The sequence below is a fragment of the Paenibacillus sp. Soil724D2 genome (assembly GCF_001427935.1).
Classification (GTDB): Bacteria; Bacillota; Bacilli; order Paenibacillales; family NBRC-103111; genus Paenibacillus_E.
This window is the reverse complement of record NZ_LMRY01000012.1, coordinates 316572-336721: the sequence shown is the minus strand read 5'-3', so window position 1 is coordinate 336721 and position 20150 is coordinate 316572. Positions and strand designations below refer to the sequence as shown.

12 protein-coding genes are annotated in these 20150 nt (G+C 49.1%); all 12 read right to left on the bottom strand.

Going from position 1 to position 20150, the window contains the following annotated elements; genetic code table 11:
* Window positions 1-35 precede the first annotated feature (35 nt).
* The 12 genes from ASG85_RS14580 to ASG85_RS14525 all read right to left on the bottom strand — a co-directional run bounded on the left by ASG85_RS14580 (window position 36) and on the right by ASG85_RS14525 (window position 20145).
* A complete protein-coding gene (locus ASG85_RS14580) occupies window positions 36-1196 on the bottom strand; it encodes a dockerin type I domain-containing protein (RefSeq protein ID WP_162257259.1) in 1161 nt (386 codons plus the stop codon).
* A 58-nt stretch (window positions 1197-1254) separates the two neighbouring features.
* Entirely contained in the window at window positions 1255-2274 is a 1020-nt protein-coding gene (locus ASG85_RS14575) for an S-layer homology domain-containing protein (protein ID WP_060646631.1), read from the bottom strand.
* A 61-nt stretch (window positions 2275-2335) separates the two neighbouring features.
* A complete protein-coding gene (locus ASG85_RS14570; RefSeq protein WP_060646630.1) occupies window positions 2336-3157 on the bottom strand; it encodes a carbohydrate ABC transporter permease in 822 nt (273 codons plus the stop codon).
* 1 nt (window position 3158) lies between these two features.
* Window positions 3159-4148: a carbohydrate ABC transporter permease gene (locus ASG85_RS14565; RefSeq protein WP_060646629.1), complete on the bottom strand. Its 990-nt coding sequence runs from the start codon at window positions 4146-4148 to the stop codon at window positions 3159-3161.
* 65 nt (window positions 4149-4213) lie between these two features.
* Complete coding sequence (locus ASG85_RS14560) at window positions 4214-5572, bottom strand: ABC transporter substrate-binding protein (protein ID WP_060646628.1); 1359 nt, start codon at window positions 5570-5572, stop codon at window positions 4214-4216.
* Between the two features lie 134 nt (window positions 5573-5706).
* Entirely contained in the window at window positions 5707-6486 is a 780-nt protein-coding gene (locus tag ASG85_RS14555; RefSeq protein ID WP_060646627.1) for a response regulator transcription factor, read from the bottom strand.
* A 16-nt stretch (window positions 6487-6502) separates the two neighbouring features.
* The gene (locus ASG85_RS14550) at window positions 6503-7837 is read right to left on the bottom strand and encodes an extracellular solute-binding protein (RefSeq protein WP_060646626.1); all 1335 of its coding nucleotides are present in this window, start codon (window positions 7835-7837) and stop codon (window positions 6503-6505) included.
* Between the two features lie 2 nt (window positions 7838-7839).
* On the bottom strand, window positions 7840-9489 hold the full coding sequence (locus ASG85_RS14545; protein ID WP_162257258.1) for a sensor histidine kinase: 1650 nt from the start codon (window positions 9487-9489) through the stop codon (window positions 7840-7842).
* Window positions 9490-9883: 394 nt separating this feature from the next.
* The gene (locus ASG85_RS14540) at window positions 9884-13882 is read right to left on the bottom strand and encodes an NPCBM/NEW2 domain-containing protein (protein WP_060646624.1); all 3999 of its coding nucleotides are present in this window, start codon (window positions 13880-13882) and stop codon (window positions 9884-9886) included.
* 40 nt (window positions 13883-13922) lie between these two features.
* Entirely contained in the window at window positions 13923-15398 is a 1476-nt protein-coding gene (locus tag ASG85_RS14535; protein ID WP_060646623.1) for an S-layer homology domain-containing protein, read from the bottom strand.
* 125 nt (window positions 15399-15523) lie between these two features.
* A complete protein-coding gene (locus ASG85_RS14530; protein ID WP_060646622.1) occupies window positions 15524-18796 on the bottom strand; it encodes a carbohydrate-binding protein in 3273 nt (1090 codons plus the stop codon).
* 17 nt (window positions 18797-18813) lie between these two features.
* Window positions 18814-20145, bottom strand: coding sequence for an ABC transporter substrate-binding protein (locus ASG85_RS14525; RefSeq protein ID WP_060646621.1), 1332 nt, complete (start codon window positions 20143-20145; stop codon window positions 18814-18816).
* Window positions 20146-20150: the final 5 nt, after the last annotated feature.

The window sequence follows — 20150 nt, the reverse complement described above, 5'->3', positions numbered from 1 at the left end:
TTCCGAAAAAGTACCACATTCGCCCATTTGAGCCTTTAACGAAGAAGTAATCCGGCAATGACAGCACAATCTTCAATATCCACTTTACCGTCGTGATTGACATCTGCTCTTACATACTTCGCCCATTCTGGATCGTTGGAAGTTCTGCTGTAAGCCGACGCAATGATCGCCAGCTCGCTTACAGAGATCTTGTTGTCGCCATTGAGATCCAAAGGCAGATTAGCGGTTGGTGTAGTCACCGTAACGCTCGGCCCATCTGTACTCCAAAGCCCTGACGCGTTCCTTGCTTCCACCTTGAAGGTGTACACCCGGTTAGCTGCCAGGCCGCTAATGGCATACACACTATCCGTAACCGAACCGATCTCACGGCCCTCCTGGTAAACTTTAAAGCCAGTTACACCGGACGAATCAACAGCTCCAGACCAGGTTAATGTCATTCCGGAATACGTAACGTTAGTTACCGTCAAACGTTTTTCCGAGGTCCAAACCGGTTTATTCGGCGCAGTCGCATCTTGATCAAAAATCGCTCTTGCTATGATTGAAAGATCTTCAATCAGCACTTTGCCGTCATGATTAACATCTGCTCTCCGGTACTGCGACCAATCCGGGTCTTCCGAGGTTTTACCGTAAGCTCTAGCAGCAATGGCCAAATCACCTATGGTGAACTGGTTATCGCCGTTCAGATCACTTGGCTTACCCACAGTGATTTGAATCGTATGCGAAGCGCCGCCCCCGGTTAGTTCCACACCTTCGGCATTAGATATCACGAGATTAGTGATCGAAACCATAGCTGCGGATGGACTGGCAAGCTGCTTGGCAGCCCAATGCAGAGTCAGCAAATCTTCGTCGCTCTTGACGGTATGCGCTTCGCCTTGACTGATCGCAATGATCCGGACTTGGTCCGGCTTCTCCGATTGGCCTACAATCGAAAAACCTGCTTTCTGTGAATCCGCACCGACAAAGTAGAGCTGCTCCGAATCGTATGTGATAGAAATATCCTGTGCAATAATAGCCTGGGACACCCCCCTCAATCCAAACGTCAAGTTGAATGGTTGGCCGGATTGAACCGTATTCGTACCAGACAATACGGCATGAGTGGACTCCTCAGCCAAAGTAATCGGCGGTTCCGCAAATAAATTGATAAACAAAAGCATGAGGATGGAAAGTACAATGAACTCACTTTTCCTTCTGCTCATTCTCATTGCCTGTCTTCCTCTCTCACGAAATAAATTAGTATATATAACTAACTTCTAATCAATGCTTCTGAGCAAGCATAGACAGGATGATCGTGACTGCTTCTGCCCTGGTCGCATTTTCATTAGGTACGAAAAGGTTATCCCCTTTGCCTTGGATAATACCCAACCCAGCTGCAGTCGAAACGAAAGCCTGCGCCCAATCCGGAATTTGATCGACATCGGCAAAGGTCGATACGCTTGCTGAATTCACGTTAGTGCCGAGGGCGCGAACAATCATCGTCGTAATTTCGGCGCGTGAGATCATTTGATTCGCACGGAAGGTATGATCTTCATATCCCGTCACAATGTCTGCCGTCGTAACTGCTGAGATGCTCGGTCTCGCCCAGTCTGGGATTTGCTCCAGATCTGCAAAAGCAAGTTGTCCGTTCCCGTTAATCGGCAAATGAAGTGCCTTCACGAGCATCGCTGCAAACTCGGCGCGTGTGACGAGTCCTTGCGGATGGAAGGTGCCGTCCTCGTATCCGTTTATAAATCCGAGTTTAGCTGCTTTATCTATCGCTTCTCTAGCCCAATGACCGTAAATATCGCTAAACGATGCCAAATCACCGTGGATTTCTGCTGCAACCTGCACACCGGCGTTCTGCTTATTGGAGACCATGCTGCTGCTAACGAGCTTCACATCCGTGAGCTTAACGATGGCTTGCCCTTTACCAATAACCGTGAAGGTCAGTGTACACAAGGTTACATCTCCGCCTTCCCCGGATTCCTTGCCAATTTTAGTGTTCGCAAATTGAATCCGGTTATTTTTTACGATGGGTGGAATGGAAAATCCCTTTATAGCACTTTTCGCATCCTTGAACTTCAGCTGACTAGGATCATAGTCCAAATTGACTTCATAAGCGTATACATCCTCGAGATGCTGTCCCTTTACAATGATCTGAACCTCATGACCTACCTCTGGTTTATCATTAGAAATGGTCAGCGTGTAAGAAGCCTGGCTTGCTGCCCATGCAGATATGGGAAGCAGAAGTATACAAATCGTTAAGGCCAAGTTCATCGTCAAAAGTTTGCGCAGCATGTATGCTCTTCCTTCCCAATAAATTCATTTACTGAAGTGGGCTATAACTTTTTCGTTAGCGTTATCCTTTAATTGAACCTGCGAGTAGGCCACGGATAAAGTATCGGCTCAAGAAAATATAGACGAGAAGTGTAGGTAAAGCTGCTAGTATGGCCCCTGCCATCTGCACGTTCCACTGTACGATTTGACTACCGGACAAGTTCTGCAGGGCAACCATGATCGGCTGCTGCTTCTGTGTCGTAAGCGTAACTGCAAACAGGAATTCATTCCATACACTGGTGAACTGCCAGATACCAACAACCACAAACCCAGTTAAGGAAAGAGGGATGATGATGTATCGATAAATACCAAAAAATCCATTTCCATCGATTTTGGCTGACTCAAGCACTTCCGTAGGAACCCCGATGTAAAAGTTACGAAACATCAAGGTGCAGATCGGAAGTCCGTACACGACATGAACGAGAATTAACCCGGGAATCGAGTTGTACAGTTTAATGGATTGCAAGAATTGAATGAGCGGGATGAGAATACTTTGGTACGGAATGAACATCCCAAATAGCATGAGCGTAAATAGAACGTCTGCGCCTTTAAACTTCCATTTGGATAAGATGTACCCGTTTAAAGATCCAAACAAAGCTGATAACAACGTAGCGGGGATGGCCAACAAAAAGCTGTTTGTCAAGTTGGGGATCAGCTTCTTGAACGCCTCTTGATAGCCCTTCAGGTTAAAACTTTCGGGCAGCGCCCACATTTTATCCAATGTGATTTCGTCTAAGCCTTTGACGCTCGTAATGATCATCACGTAAACCGGGATCAGATAAGCAATCGCCAAAACGATCAGGACCACATACAGCAGAGTACGATTTATGCGCTCCAGCGGCATCTTAACTCTCCTCCTTGCGCATGTTTGTGATCAAGTAAGGGACAATGAGCAAGGAAACGAGAAGCAGCATGATCATTGCAATACCGGCACCCTGCGCATAATGGTTCCCACGGAACGTCGTTTCGAACATATAAACGCCCGGTACATCTGTCACAAACATGGCTCCCGGTCCTGTCATTGCATAGACCAGATCGAAAATCTTTAGCGAAATATGTGCCAAAATAATGATCAGGCTCATCGTGATCGGTTTCAACTGCGGCAGGATGACCTTGCGCAGCACCTGCCATTCGGTCGCGCCGTCTACACGCGCAGCCTCCCTCAGATCCTCAGATATACCCCGCAATCCGGCCAGGTACATCGCCATTGCGAATCCGGACATTTGCCAGATGGCGGCAATTGCCACGGCAATGATAGCTACAGGGATACCAATATCAATTTGACCGAAATGAATCTTCGGTACAATCTCTGTGCTTACAAACCAGCTCGGTACGTTAGAAACTCCAAGTGACTTCAGCAGCAGGTTGATCCCTGTCGTCGGGTTCAGAATCCATTGCCACACAACACCTGTTACGATGAACGAAAGCGCCATAGGAAAGACAAAAATATTTCGAAAAAAAGCTTCTCCGCGCACCTTCCTGTCTACCATAACCGCCAGAAACAAGCCGATAATCATACCTCCAGCTATGAAAAGAGCCGTAAATACAATCGTATTTCTAAAATCCGATTGAAACCGGAAATCATTGAACAGAAACTGATAATTGCTGAATCCTGCAAATGTAAGGTTTTTGACAAGGGTGTTCCATTGGGTTAATGAAACGTATCCGGTCCAGGCGATAAATCCATACACAAAAATGGCAATCGCCGCTAATGATGGCAGCAGCATGAGGATGGGGACATACTTCTCTGACTTCCATACGCGGCGCCGGCGTAACTCAGTGTTGGTATTGGATTGCGCAGTACCCAGTTGAGCGCTCGAACGGAATGAATTCATGTATTCACACTCCAGAGAAACAGGGTCAGATGCCTTACCTGCCATCTGGCCCTGCCGATTTTTCCTTATTTCTTCATACCGTTGGCATCCTGCGCCGCTTTGAGCGCTTTAGCCGCTTGCTCAACATTGCCTTGTGTAACAAAGATGTTGATCGCTTGGTTAGCCTGAGTTGTAAAACCTTCCGGTGCCGCAGAACCGTGTGCCATACTTGGCGTCAGCTTGCTCTTTTTGAAGTCCTCAATCGTCGTTTTCCCGTAAATATCGTATTTGGAAGCATCCGCATCAACCCTTGCCGGAATAGATCCTTTCAGCGGGTTAAACACGTCCTGACCTTCCACGGAGCCAAGTACCTTCAAGAATTCTTTGGCTGTCGCTTGATCCTTAGAATCTTTCGGAAGCGCGAAGGTATCCGTCACGACCATGAAAGTTCCGTTTGTATTCGGGGATGCCGCCCAACCGAAATCTTCATTCGCTTTCAATTTCAGATCGGTCGTGAAGTAGCCTTTAGCCCAGTCACCCATGTTGTTCATGGCCGCTTCGCCTTTGGCAACCAATTGCGCAGCATCTTGCCAGTTACGGGCAGCGTGATCCTTATTCACATAAGTCAGCATCTTTTTAAAGGTTTCGAGCGATTTTTTCACGCGCGCATCGTCGAATGGAATCTCGCCAGTCCACAATTTTTTATAGTCGTCCGCGCCAAGCTCACCCAGCAAAACGTTTTCAAACAGCATCGTCGCCGTCCAAGGCTCTTTGTCGCCGAGCGCCAGCGGAGTAATTCCTTTGGCTTTCAAAGCATCCGCTACCTTGATGAACTCATCAAATGTAGTAGGCGCTTTCAAACCGTTTTGATCAAAAATTTTCTTGTTGTAAAATATCACATTTCCACGGTGGATATTGACCGGTACAGAGTAAATGTTGCCATCCTTACTAACCATGTCGATTAGGTCCTTCGGAAACTTATCCTTCCAGCCTTCCTTATCGTACAGATCATTTAAGGGGCTGACCTTGCCGGCAGCAACCCAACCGGTATTTAACTCGGCCCCGCCATGAACTTGGAAAGCGGATGGCGGATCGCCGCCCTGCATGCGGCTTGCGAGTACTGCTTTTGCATTTGTACCGGCTCCCCCAGCTACGGCAGCATTAATCACTTCGATGTCAGCGTATTTGCCTTTGAACAATTTAATAAGTCCTTGGAGTCCCGCTTCTTCACCGGCACCCGTCCACCAGCTAAAGATTTCCACCTGCTTTTTGGTCGCCGCCGGTGCCGAAGTCGCCACTGCAGCTGCTGTAGCCGCTGGCGTGTTTGCAGCCGCACTCGGAGCTGGGCTGTTGTTTGTCGCCTCCTTTGTGCTCGTGCCGCAAGCAGTAAGAAGCGATCCCGTTACTGTTACCGTCGTAAGAATGATAGATAATTTGCGTTTCACAGTACTTCCCCTTTCAGTCACTATGTTTGAAACCGCTTTACATCTATCATTTTACTTATTATTGGAAATTCATTTAATGAGGTAAATCTATCTTTTCTTCCGTTTTTTTGCACAAACACCGTTGGGCTTATTAATTAGGAACGTCGGGAACGGTAGTCGCCAGGTGACATTCCCATCTGTTTTTGAAACCACTCGCTGAAATACCGGGGATTGGGGTAGCCCACGGCCTCGCCGATCTGATAAATTTTGAGGGTGCTGCCTGCCAGCAGCTCGCAGGCCTTCTCGATGCGCAGGTACGATAAATAATCACTAAACGATTTCCCTGTTTCCTGACGAAACAACCTGCTTAAATAATTAGAGGTAACAAACAATTCCTCTGCAATTAGATTGAGTTGAATATCCTCCGTAAATTTTGCGTTCATGATATGCAGCGCTTTTTTAATCAGGTACGAACTGGGCTCCTCGAATGCTATGGGTTCGACAGGTTGTTTGTTGGTTTGCATGGCTTCTTTGGCGCACATCTGCTTAGCTTTTTGTAATGCATCTTCAATATCTTCGACTTCCGTAGGCTTAAGCAAATAATTTACCGCGCCTAACTGAAGCGCTTCTTGCGCATATTTAAAATCACCATACCCGCTCAGGAAAATGACCTTGCTGCTCACCAGCAAGCAATTTTCATTTTCCCATTCGCGCAATCTTGCAACTAGCTCTAATCCAGTCATGTTAGGCATACGAATATCCGACAAAATGATATCGACAGGATGATTTTGTATATAATCTATTGCTTCAAGTCCGTCTTGAAATACTCGCACAAGCTCTATACCTATTAACTCCCAATTGATATGCATACTTAAGCCTTCCCGAATCCAGGCTTCGTCATCAATAATAACGGCACGGTAAATGGAAGCAGTCATTGATATATCCTCCATCCTATTGAGAATTCGTATTCATTTTTTGGGACAGATGGCGCAATTCAACCGCTGCTTCTCTTAAGGCTTCTTCTGGCTTGGCAAATGACGTAATGATTTTAGCTAAAGCCCTTTCTTCTATATCGACCATATCCGGATAATAGCTAATGGAAGGTTCATTTTTGGCAATATCCATGCTCTTCAAAATTAAAGCAAAATCCGGCCTTGTTGCTTTAAAGAACGGATCGCCCAAAATTGAACGTCGTGCCGGCACACCGCCTTGCTGTGCATAAATCATCCCGCCATTCTTGCCGGTCGCATACTCGAGAAACTTCCAGGCATCAACTGAATTTCTAGAGTTCGCATTAATGGCGAGAGTCCAGCCATGCTGAAATGGGACGCGCTGTATTTGTCCATTCTGATCTTTGGTGCCTGGAATTAATGCAATTTTAATCGATTCTTTATTGGGGTCACTATTTTGCTTGATCATCGGGTAAGCCGCATTCCAATAAGGAGCCGCCATGGCGATCTCCCCAGCAATTAACGCGTCACGGGTTCTCGCAAAATCCCAGCTCAGCAAATCCTGCGGCACCACCTTCTCTTGTACCAATTTCTCCAAGTATTGACCGGCTTGAATCGACTCTTTATTATCCAAAAATACTTTCCCGTCTTCTTCATTCAGAATGTCACCCCCAAATGACCATAGCAGCGAGGCAAAGATCTTGGATCTTTCCTCCGGCACGACAGCTGGCATCCCCAATCCCCAAGTGGTTGGGGATGCTGGGTTATTACTTTTCGAAAACTTTTTGGAAGCCTCGAACAACTCATCCCAAGTCTCAGGCGGGCTTGGGATTAAATCACTCCTGTAGTAAAGAAAGTGGGTGCTGATATCGGTTGGCAGCGCATAGGTCGCCCCGTGGTACCGGTAGATGGAAAAAAAATCGTCTACATCAAACGATTGTAAATCGGTTATATTCGTATCCTTCATGAAGCCGTCCAACGGAAGAATCGCATGAACGGAGGCAAATTGAGCGATCGATGTGTTGGGAATGGAAACGATGTCAAATGTATCGGTCCCTGCCAGCAGTTGTGTACCTACAGCAGTAAAGTACACGTCCCTTCCTAATTCAATAAAATCAACTTGAATTCCAGTGTTTTTCTCAAATGTCTGCGAAATTTGACGCATAGCTGAGGATTCCGTTCCTGTTCGAATTAGCACTTTAATTTTTTTCGAACTTGCCATTGCTTTGGGTGGATCAATCGTCACCCGCTCCAATAAAATTAAACTGCTGAGCGCCCAGACCAGAAGCAGGACGACCGAAACAATCATCAGTCCATTGTATTTTAAGTAGTTCATGGTTAGCCCCCCGCCTCCTCTTGGACCTGACCCGACATTGATAACCTATAAGGGATCGTCACTTTGACCAGCGCTCCTTGCTCCATACCTGCCACAAGCTCGATGCCGTATTCGGGACCGAATGCCGTCTGTATTCGCTGTTGGACGTTTCGAAGTCCTACATGGTCGGAGGAATCATCCTGCAACAGAAGGCGAACACGATCAAGATCGATTTGCTTGCCCGTATTCGATATGAGGATATAAACTCGTTCTTCGAATCTATGGGCATTGATCTGCACGGTACCGCCTTCCGGACTTTTCGATATTCCATGTTCCAAAGCATTTTCAATGAGTGGCTGCAGGATAAGCGGCATCACAATGACCGATGAAATGTCGGGATCTACATTGATTTCATAATAGAGCTTGTCCCTGTAGCGAAAGGACTGAATTTGCAAATAGTTTTCAACGTGTTCAAGCTCCTTTCCAAGCGTTGTCCATTCCTGTCCTGCATTTAAGGTAAACCGGAAGAACCGTCCCAGCGCAGTGACAAGCTTACTGATCGAATCAGCGTTGTGCTTCTTGGCCATCCAATAAATCATGTCGAGCGTGTTGTATAGAAAATGAGGATGAATTTGCATTTGCAGAGCTTGAAGCAGTGCTTCCCGTTTCTCTTTCTGCTGCCTCTCATTCTCTTGGATCAGTGTCTGAATGCGATCCATCATTCGGTTGAAGCTAACTTGTAAAAGACTGATTTCTTGAATATGTCCTAGTGTTTCACGTACATGAAGATTGTCTTGCGCAGCGAAAACCATTAACCTAGCCAAGTTCATTACCGGTTTAGAGATAGCAGTAGCCAGCAGAAACGAGACAATGACCGAGATAAGAGCTCCAATTGCCGCCATTATGAGCAGGTAGCGTAGTATTTTTTGATTGGAACCAATTAGTTCATCAATCGGGACTACCGCAGTCATTTTCCATCCGCTAATTTGGGAGGTATCCGAGGCAAGAATCCATTTCCCGTCAACGATCTTAAGTCCCTGCCCTTGAGAAGGCAGTGTCTTTATCGCAGCGCTTATTTTGTTGTTTTGCGCCAAAAGCGGATCTTGCTGATAAATGACATCTCCCGACGCGTCCGAGACCAATAAGGAACCTGTTGAACCAATTTGAACTTCCCGGAGATAATCGCTAATAAATTGATCGTTGAAATGAATAAACAAATATCCTCGAAGCTTTGCTGTATTATTGTCAATGAGACGTCTAGATGCTGTAACCGAAGCGCGAACCGGGGATTCGTAGCTATTCTTTGGACGGTATATCGCTCTATTGTCGCTGAACCAGCTCATCTTTAAGGGCTGCTTCTCCAGTTGATCCGTCATGAATTGATAATTCACTCGATTAACTTGCTCAAATGAATAAAATAAATTTTCTGTCGAAAGAACATCTTTACTCGATGTAACGAAATAAATCGCGCGAATGTGCTCCAGCCTGCCCCGAAACAGATTGGAATACACCATGCTTTTAAATTTTTGATTCGCATCAAATAATCGATACGGGGAATCCAAGGGACCGTTAATAAAATCAAGCGACTGCTCATATAACAATGTCCATGTGAGCCGATCAATCTCTGACAGATTGGCATCCAGTGCCCTCTGAGTTTGTGCAACCGTTTGCAACAAATACTGGCTCATCTGTGTTTGAAATAATTCATTTTCCTTTTTGTATGTAATATAGGTAATTACGACCAAAGGGGAAATCATAAACAGAAGTAAAACAGATAGTAGAATAGTTCGAATGGAAATCAGTTTGCTGACGCTATTGAAAGCGCTCACCCTTTCTATGATTTAATACACGAATAATCTATCACTTGTATTTTAAAATGTTTGTCGAATTAACTGAAATTAGGAATTAATTATGACGTGAAGAAAGTTAATTCTACAAAAACATAGAACTCCCCTATAGCACAACTGAGGCATACAGAAAAACCGTTCTTTCTCAGGGGAGAAAGTTCCCTAGTCAGAAAGAACGGTTTTTGTGGTTTTTAGTCGACAGGTTTCCTTGCGCCGCAGTCTATTTCAGCTGAACCAACGCCGCCAAACTGACGGGAGACGTCAAATCGCTGTTGAAGCGATCCAGCACCATGGCTCGAACCGTGTACAGACTAGAGTCAAAATCTGCCGTGTTGAAGAAGGCGGTAAAGGCTCTGGAGGCTTCGATTCTGTCGGATTGCACAGCCACGATCCCTACAGGCGTGTTGCCCTTCATCAGTTGAAAGACGATGACCTGTACATCCGGACCCTTCACTGCATCCGGCGTCGGCTGCACGCTTACCTGGGCCTCTATGCCGCCTTGGCGCTTGAGAACACCTGTGGTCGTAAGCGTATATGGCGCCAGTCCGCTGGCCTGCGGGACGAGAACGGAAATCGCCTCGGTCGCCGCCTTGCTGCCGTCCGACAAGTCGGTGATCTCCAGAACCACCTGTACAGTCGTTTGCACCTTAGGCGCCCGTATCGTGCCGTCCAGCGCAATGATGCTAGGGTCGTCGGAACTTTGAATCGCGATGCGGAATCCATTCGGTACGTCAGGCAGCTTAAGCCGGGTGTCGCTTGGCAATGGATTTGCGATCTGCTTGATGCTCGCCGCCAATTCTCGTGCCGTCATGGCCGTTGTCAAGAAACCGGCGTTCAGCCAATCGCCGTGGTCAAAGTTTTTGCCGCCCGCATCGTTCAGCGACAGGAGAATCTGCTTGGCTCCGTCCGGCATCGGGACGTCGAAGTTCCACAGCATGCCTTTGCCGATGAGCGGCGAGGCGGCAGCAAGCTTCCCGTCCACATACACGCTGAACAGCATGCTTGCATATCCGCCTTCTTCCTTCACCTCGTCGTCCCCAGCGGCAATAGCTACAAATCTTTTGGCCCCATTGGGAATCGTGTATACGATATCGGAATTGGCGTGAGTCCCCAAACCGCGCTCATACATTTTACCGCCCGCTCTCAGTGGATTGCCGTCAATCGAAAGCTTTTTCTTCGGTATGTTGTTCCAGCCGGACGTCGCGCTGACCCAATTCAGTTCGTCCAGGTAAACCGAAGGCAGAGGAGACACTGGGCCGTTATGCTCCAAGGTGTACAGAGTTTTCGATACGGCGTTTGAGCCCGGTTGTCCTTTCACAAAAAGCTTGGCTTTCAATTTAGCCGTGCTTACAGGGAGAGCAAAAGGTCCTGTATACAGCAGCGAGTGTTGGCTCGGTTCGCTATCGTCCAGCGTATAGCGAATTTCGAAGTCGCTTCCCTCCGCATTGGTCTGTATCCTTACTTTCCCACCTGGATTGACCCAGTTCCGATCCCCGTCGTACAGGATCTTTATGATAGGCAAGGTCTTGTTGAATCGGGCCGTGACGGTTCTGCCGGCTCCTTCCCCGCTCGTGATGACCGCACGGAGGACGGCGGAATCAGTGATCACGATTTCCTTCTCGTATCTCGAAGAGCTAGCCTTCGGTTCGGAACCGTCCAGCGTATAATGAATCTCGCTCGAGCTGTCCGACGTTTTCAGATGAACCGTACGTTTATCCAGAAATCCGCCGCCGAACGGCTCCATGTCAAGCTGGCTGAATTTGGCCACATAGCCTCCGCTACCGCGCATCTTCATGCTTAACACGTCGCCTGAAGACACCAATTCCTTATCAAGACTGTAAGTGTTGGGCTTCGTAAAATCGTCTGCATAGATGCTGGAATTGTACTTCCCACTGCCGAGGAACGACAGATTCAGGCCCATCGTGCGCTCCTCCAGCCCGTTCATGACGGCCACATACCAGGTCGTACCAGAGCGGCGGGCCATCGCCGAAACCTCTCCGATTTCACTGCCGGGCAATACAATCGTCTCATCCCAGGCCGTCGGCATGCTTTTGAACAGCTCTACTGCCGGATTCAGCAGCATGTTCTCCGGATGCTCCCCGAAGGATAGAATCGGCGAGGTAAGGCTTAGCGCCGTGGCCACCTGATGGCTCCAGGAGCTTTTGCCCATCCGGTTGCTAAGCGACATTGGCGTATAGTCTCCATGACCTGCTAGGTAGCGGGTGAACGGCAAGGTGGCGTTATGATCGGCCGGCGGCGCGCCTTGCTCCAGACCGTGCACGGCCTCGCGGGACAATTCATTGGGATAAGTCCGCGACATGCCCGTCGGTTTATTGGCCCCATGGAAATTGACCATCAGGTGATATTTTGCGGCGTCCTCCAGCGTGTCTTTATAAAAATTCATCTTGAACAGCTCTTCGCCGTCGATGAAATCGATCTTGACCCCGATTACCCCTGCCGCTTTGGCTTTTTCGAAAAAGGGAATCCGGTCTTCTCGGTTGAAGAGGCCTTTGATGCCGAAGCGATCGGAAGCAGATTTCCATAGCCAGCTTTCGACATGCTTGGATTTGCCGTAGTCCACGACTTCTTTGACCGCTGCCCAATACTCCTCAGGCGTTGATGCCCAGTCCGTCCATCCTTCGTCGATCAGGTTGTACGGAATTCCCATTTCGGCGGCGTAGTCGATATAGAGCAGCATGTTGCGTTTGCTGACGTCGCCGTCCACAACCCAGGACCAGGTGGAAGAGCCGGGCTTGATCCAATCGGTGTTGTTGTCAAAGATCGGCGCTTGCGGCGGGCTCACATTGGTAATGATGTCATTGTTCACGAGGCCGTTCAAGTCACGGGCTACGGTTACGATTCTCCATGGCGTCGAAACCTCGCCGGACAAGGTCCAGTTGCCGCCGCTGATGAAATTGGCTTTGAAGTTGGCTCCGCCTTCGGCATTCAAGGTCATGCCGACATATTGAACGAGCGCTCCCTCGGTAATTGCCGCATACCCGGCGCTGCCTGGCAGCTTAATCGTCATCGGCGGGCCGATTTTCGTATTCGCAGGAACTGATTGGGCGCGCTGCTTCGTGAAGCGACCTTCGTAATTGGTCGTATTTTGCTGATACCAGACGGTGCTGTCCGCGGGTAGCCGGAAGCTGGTGCTCTCGCCCGAGAACACGCGGTCTGAGGTTCCCGGCGGAATCACATATCGGAAAGCAATTCCATCGTCAAACAGTTTGGCTTGGAGCTTGTAAGTCATGCCGCTATTCACGTCCGTAATCGGAATCGTCGTCAACGTGTGATGATCCCTGGCTGTGGAATGGTTGCCGGTTATCGGATAAGTGAAAGCGTCCGGAGAAACGGTAACCGCCTGAGTCCGGTCCCAGAGAACCCGCTCGCCGATATCGTGGCCGTCCACGATGACGCCAAGCGCCGACTTTTCAACGACAGTTGAGCCGTTAAACTTCATGGAATAGGTCAGCCTTCCGTCCATCTGCTCAATCGTACTCGTGACTTGGCCTCCGGGGCTGGCGATAACGACAGGCTCGGAAGGCGACCAGCCGCCATTTTCGTCGGTCAATAGGAAACGGGCGTCCATCCAATCCGTATGGTCGCAAGTCGGGTCGCCCAAGTCATCGGTGATCAGGGTCAGTGTCTTGGCCCCTGCCGGAATCTTGACTTGAAATGTATACGTTTCGTTAAATTTCACTTCCGGCGAACTGGCAATGACGGTATCGTCCGCCTTGATGTAAAATTTAGCCTTGGCCTTGACATGATCCGGGTTCGATTTGACCTCGTCGTCAATCCCGGCAACCGCCGTAAAGCGCTTGTAAGCAGGGTCGAGATTGTACACGATTTTGGAACTTGCATGCGCCCCGATGCCCTTATTGTACGTTTTCCCCGCCGAGGTCAGCGTGTTGCCGTCCAGCGACTTATCTTTTTTGGCGCCGCTCCAGTACGATTCCATGCTGACCCAGTTCAGGTCGGACGCGTATACTACATCGCTCACAACGAGGGCAGTTGAGCTTTCGTTATAGGTCGCTACGGTCACCAATGCATTCGTTGCCGTCGTACCAGTTCCTTCATCGAATGTCTTGTGCGTGAATGGAAGCTGCACGGAATTGGCCACGACAGTTCCCGGCAATCCGAAAGGCAAGCTGCCAAACAGCAAGCAAACCATCAAAAACAACTTGGCCGCAATTGGCCGCAAATAGCGTCTATTATGCAAGCGTACTCTCCTCCTGATTCATGGTTTGGCCCAACTGCTGTTAGGGCAAAAGGTTTTGCATCAAATTGTAGATAGCTTGAGCATTCTGTGAACGCGTAGCTGCGGATTGAGCATCAAATGTGCCCTCACCGATGCCCTGCATCAGCTTCGCGGTCCATGCTTGGTTCACAGCTTCCCGGGCCCATCCGGAAATCTGTTCCTGATCCTTGAAGACCAGCAGCGAAGATTGCCCCGCATGAATGCTCCCGCGTTTGGCCTCATAAGCCTTCACGAGCAGCAAAGCCATCTGTTCGCGGGTAATGGCGGCATCGGGACGGAACTCGGTATCCGTTAGCCCAGAGATCAACCCGGCCACATAGGCTCTCTGGATGGGATCGGCGTACCAAGCATCAGCGCTTACGTCCAAGAAGGGAGTGCGTCCTTTGCTGGTCGGCAGCTCCAATACTCGCACGAGCATCGCCGTGAATTCCGCCCGCGTCGTATGGTCGTCAGGCTGGAACAAGTTTTCGGTTTGGCCCGATACGATATGCCGCGCAGCCAGCAATTCCAGTGTTCGGTTTGCCCAATGGCTGGATGGGACGTCATCGAATGATTTTTTATACGCGATAGCCGCATAAGAACTCAGATGTTTAAGCTTGACTTGTATCCGCTCCGAGTTCTTATCCACCGTGCCGCCAACGTATTCCCATTGCTTAGTGTCATCGTTGCGGTAGTAGATACCAAGTAAGCGTTCATCGGCCTTCGGATCGTAAGGCAGAGACAGCTCCGTGTCCCCTACAAGCTGAACGGCCCGAATTTCAGTGCCGTCCTTCGAAATCAGCGACACCTTGACGTCAAAAATCTCGCCGGCCATTTGCAATTGAGCACCGTTCTGGCGGGTCAGACGCCCCATTTCCGTGCTTGTGGTAGCTTCCGCTTTGACTTGCAATACCGCCCCCTCCGAGTTGGCTGTCCGCTTGAGTAGGGCCTGCACTTCGGACAGCCCTACCGTGAGGTAAATGTCGCGAAATCGCACCTTCAGCGGCATATTCGCAAAATCTTCAACAGCTATCAGCGCTGTGTTTTGGCCCGCCTCCGTCTGAACCGATGCGATGCCGTTCAGTATGACAGGCTTAAGCGTTGGCGTCTGGTTAGCCGGCGCAGGAACCGTTCCCCCGCTCGAGCTCCCGCCGTCTTCTCCACGGCTCGGCGCGATAACTTGGAATTTCTTAACGTCCTGCACGTCGCCGCTTCCGGCAATAACGGTATAGGTGCCCGGTACGGAATCATCCGGCAAGGTGAACGAGTCGCTGAATTCCCCTCCATTTAAAACGTTCACATAAAGGATGCTTAGATTCGGTCTTAAGACTTTGACCGTGATCGTCTCCAGATCGGTGCGTCCTGACATCGCGACGGTATCCCGGGCTCTGCTATCCTTGATTTCCTGAAGAGTTACCGAGGAAGCCGAGAAAGCGTTTCCAGCATAGGACGTCCAGAAGATGCCTGCAAGAATAAGCAGGACGATAAGCTTTTTCATAACCCACCTCTATTCAATGAATTCGCTGCTGGCGACATCCAGTGTAGCCCCTATCTAATCACGCTTGACACCTCTTCCATGCATAAATGTAGGTCGACCTGCGGTCGACCTACCTATTTTTACGGTTAGCCCTCTTTCCTTTTCAGCCAAGTATCAATGAGGAATTGAGCATCCGTATTCAGAATCGCCTTTGCACGAGCTTGTACGTTACCGCTTAAAGCTTCATTATTCAAGTGCTTGATAAAATCTTGCATATGCTTTACCGCTTGATCTTGCTTGCCTTTGTCTAGCTGATGCTGAACCTGCTTAAGAGAGTTGGTCAGCTGAGGGACGATCGCTCCGCTCAGCTCTCCCGAATTCGTGAAGCGGGTTATTAAATGCTGCATGGCATAGACGCTGGTCGTCACGCTGACGTTCCTTGTGTTCTCTAGTCTGTTTCCAGAAGCGTCCTCAATAGTGACAACGGCCGTTTTCATTCCTAGATTTCCAGCCATATCAATGTCAATGCTTTGCTGCGTCGTCGGATCAATCGTATATTCCTTACCGTCAATTGCGATTTTTGCTGTCCTGGTCGAAGACATGTGGTCCCATGCTTTGAAGTTTAGAGCCAAGTCGTCATCAAAAGAATCGCCGTCTTTTAAAATAATTCCGTTAGCGGTTAGAGCATAGGAAGGCAAATTTCTGCCGTCTACCGTGATTCCCTTCGATACGTTCCCCGACTTATCTGTGTTCTTGATCAAGATCGTGTAGCTGTTGTTCTTATCAAGACCCGATAAAAGTGCAGTCTGTATGCCTCTACCGACGTTGATTGTGTTACCAACCTGTTGGCCGTTGCTGAATACCGCGATTTGTGATTTTTGACCGTCGATGTCATAAGGGCCGTCCCAATACAATGTCATGGCATCGTTGCCGCGAATCGCTTGCACGTTCTCTACCTCTCCCGGAGGTACATGATCAGGCATAGTCACAGGAGGCGGAGTCGGTGCCGTAAGCACGGCCGGGTCACCAAACGTAAATTTATCGAAGTTGTATAACCAATCGTTGCCTTTGAACAGCATGAACACGATATGTTTTCCGTTCACAGGAGTGGTGACGTCCGCCGAGGTAACCTTGAAATCTTGCCATCCGCCGGTTCCTGAAACCGAACTGGTTGCGATAACCGGGCCGCTCATGCTATCGACTCTAACTTCTATCGTTCCTCCGCCGGTTGCACTTGCCGCATTAACATAAAATTTAGACGGACTCTGAGTTCCAAAGTCAATGTAATTGTACATGGCATACGGCTTATTGGGCCCGTATATTCCCGCCAAGTACGTTTGACCGCCGCCGTTTTCCGTACCTAAGCCTACGCCGCTGGTATAGTTCTCAGCCTCCAGCTTGCCATAAGCATCCCTTGCTTTCCCTTTCACTGTCGTAAAGGTGAACCAATCCAAATTGCAGGGCGCATCGCTTCCGTTTGTGCCATGGAATACGAGATACACATCGTGAACGCCAACTGCCTTGGTGTCGTCAATGTTGGCCATCAGGTCCACCCAATTATTCCAGTTTCCCAAAGCCGGAATTCCGATCACACCTGCGGTCGGCCCGTCCAGGCTATCTAGCTTCACCTCAATCGTGCCGCCTTGATTGCCGCTGGTCACATGAAAGGTAACGCCGGCCGCACCAGATCCAAAGTCAATGCCTTTATATGAGGCATAAGCATTGTTTTTAATACCGTCCAGGAAGCCCCAATCGGCATTTTTGCTGAGACCCGAGCTGAAGTCGAAATTGCCGGCCTTCAGCCTTGCATATGCGTCCGATTTGGTCGGATCCGTTGTTGTGAATTTAAACCAGTTCAAATTAAACAAATATTGATCGTTCGTCTTCGTAAAGACAAGATAGACGTCATGTACGCCGGTTACTTTGCTCGGGTTCCTCTGATCGTCTTTAAGAACGGTCACGGCATCCGTAAAATTGTTCCATCCTCCTGTCCCCTCAACGTTTAAGGTTCCGACTTTTGTACCGTTCAAGGAGTTGAGTCTTATTTCGATGTTCCCTCCACGAGTTCCGCTTGCCGCTCTGGCGATAAAGCCAATGGCACCCTCAGATCCGAAGTCGACATTTTTATAAGCCGCATAGTATCCGGGCTGTATGCCGCCGAGCTGTAGCGAGCCATCCGGGCTACCTTCCATAACAAATCCGGTACCGACGTTATAGCTTTCCGCTTCTACCTTATTAAAAGGATTTTTGGAGGCATACCCGCCGAGATTGACATCCTGCGATTGCAAAACGGACAATGCTTCTACTGCGCCGGATGATGCCCAAGCCTCATAAGTTCCGGAAAGCAGCTGCCCTGACCAGTTGCCGTCGACGATGTTGTCGGCGTTTCGATTGTTCCATGCCGTTTGGGCGTTGAAAGCCGCCCAGTAATTAAAGTCCGCAGCGAATTGCTTGTAGGTGCTTTCGCTTCGCTCGTTGACGGCCTTTTGCAGATAGGCAAGATTGCGAAGCAGGATCGTTTTGCCGCCTTTTAGGTCGTGGTTCGGTCCTTCATAGCGCAACAAACGGTTTTCATCGACTAAATGATCTTTGGTAAAGCTCGCCGCTTTCACAGCATCGTCAAGATATACGGTATTTCCGGTTATTTGATACAATCCTACCGCTGCGCCGATGAAAGTGCCCTGATTGTAATGAGTCGCATCGGGGACGGCGCCTTTCTCCATCTCGATGCGGTCAAACACTTTCCCGTTACCGTCCGTAAGCATCGTCTTGCTCCATCGGTAAATGCGGGTGGCCGCATCCAAATAATGATCGTCCTTCGTGATGTTATACAGATAAACGGCCGCTTCGGCTGCGGGGAAGTTAATACAGGCATTCTTCGTAGAGTGATCCGTATTCATCCACCAGATGCCGCCGTTCGCAAAGCTGTCATCCCATTGCGTATTGTAAACAAAGTCGAAATAATACTTGGCTTTATCCAAATATTTTTGATTTTTCGTTATTTCGTAGGCTCTTGCTGAACCCATCGCCCACCACATGATGTCGTCATTGAAATGATTGTTCGTCCAATCCTCCCCGTATTTCGCTACCGTACCGTCAAAAATGTCGTCAATCTGAGTTCGAAGCTGCGCTTTCAAGCCGGCATCGGAAGTATGAAGATAGGCGTCCATGACCGTTTCCCAAAGCTCCGCTTCTATCCAAAAGTCCATATAGTTGCTGCCGCGATTCGAATTTTTCCAAAATAACTTTGCGCTGCTGTCCCAAAATTTCGCGTTAAATGCTTGTATGGCCGTATCTCCGTCCGACGAAGTAAATGCATTCGCTTTTAGGCTTCCCAGAGCAGAATATGATGTGAAAGTTAATGCAAACGCCGTTGTCAACAGTAAAAGTTTAGAGCGGACCCTTTTTGTCAGTACCATTACATTACCTCCCCGGATTATTTGGATGACGCTATCACTTTGTTCACCTTGTCGACCGTATCCTTCAGTTCGACTTCGCCAGCTTTGCCGCTCAAGACATTATTCCAGACGGCGTCGATGAACGGGCCTGCTTTACCGGACCAGGTCGTAAGGAACCGTACCGGCTGAATGTTCGGTGATTTTAGAATATAATCGATACCGTCCGCCAAATCCGGATGCCCCGCTTTCTTGAGCGTGTCGAAATAAGCGCCTGCGGCCGATTTGTAAGCGGCGGGAGCGACCGGTGTGGACGGCAGCACTTCCTGATACATCGACGAATCAAGATACATCAGCACTTTCCAGACCGCATCCGGATTCTTGATAGTGCCCGGGCTGCACCAACCGACGGCGTCATAAATCTCCGATTGCGTCTTCACGACAGGCTGAGGAGCATAGCCCCATTCCAGGTTCGGCGCATTGCGGATCAGGTCGTCTGCCACCCACTGCCCTTGCATCGTCATCGCAACTTTACCGTCCTTGAATGACGCCATAACGCCTGATTGGTCGAACGTCGGCGGAATCATGGATTTGTCGGCAATCGCCTTCTGATACTTCTTCACGCCCTCGATAAATTGCGGGCTCACTTCCACCTTCGTCGGGTTTACGATCGAATCCGTAAAAGGAGCACCTCCCGCCGATACCGAGTACAGTGACATGTTGAACGCATCGGGGCGGCCATAATATCCGTATTGCTGAACGCCGCCTTTGTTAGATGTCAGTTTCGCCATGTCGCCAAAAAATTCATCATACGTCCAACCCTGCTTCGGATCCGGAAGTCCGGCATCTTTGAACAGCTTTTTGTTGTAGAAAACGCCATATGTATTAAGAAGACCCGGCAATCCGTAAAGCTTGTTATTCGATTTCCAACTGTCGACGACACCCGGATAAAATCCGTTCATAAAATCCTTATCCGAACTCGCTTTGGCCGACCAGTCGTAAAGAAGACCTTTCGTGCCGTTTTGCAGCGTCATGTCGTTGCCTGTCATGAAAATGTCCGGGGCCTGTTTGGCAGCCATCATCTCGTTGATTTTGATGCCGTAATCCTGAAGCGGAGCAGGGAGCAGCTTAACGGTGATACCCGGGTTCTTTTCCTCGAACTTCTTCATCGAAGCCATGATCTTGTCGTTCATAGCCTGGGACTCCCAAGTCATCAACGTGACCTCCGTGGTCGCCGCTTTGCTATCGTTGCCGGACGTAGGCGCCGAAGTAGTCGTACCTCCGCTCGAAACCGTGCTGTTCGAGCAACCTGCCGCCGTCCCCAATGCCAGCGTCAACGCTCCTGCCAAACCAACCATTTTAACCGCTTTCATTTTAA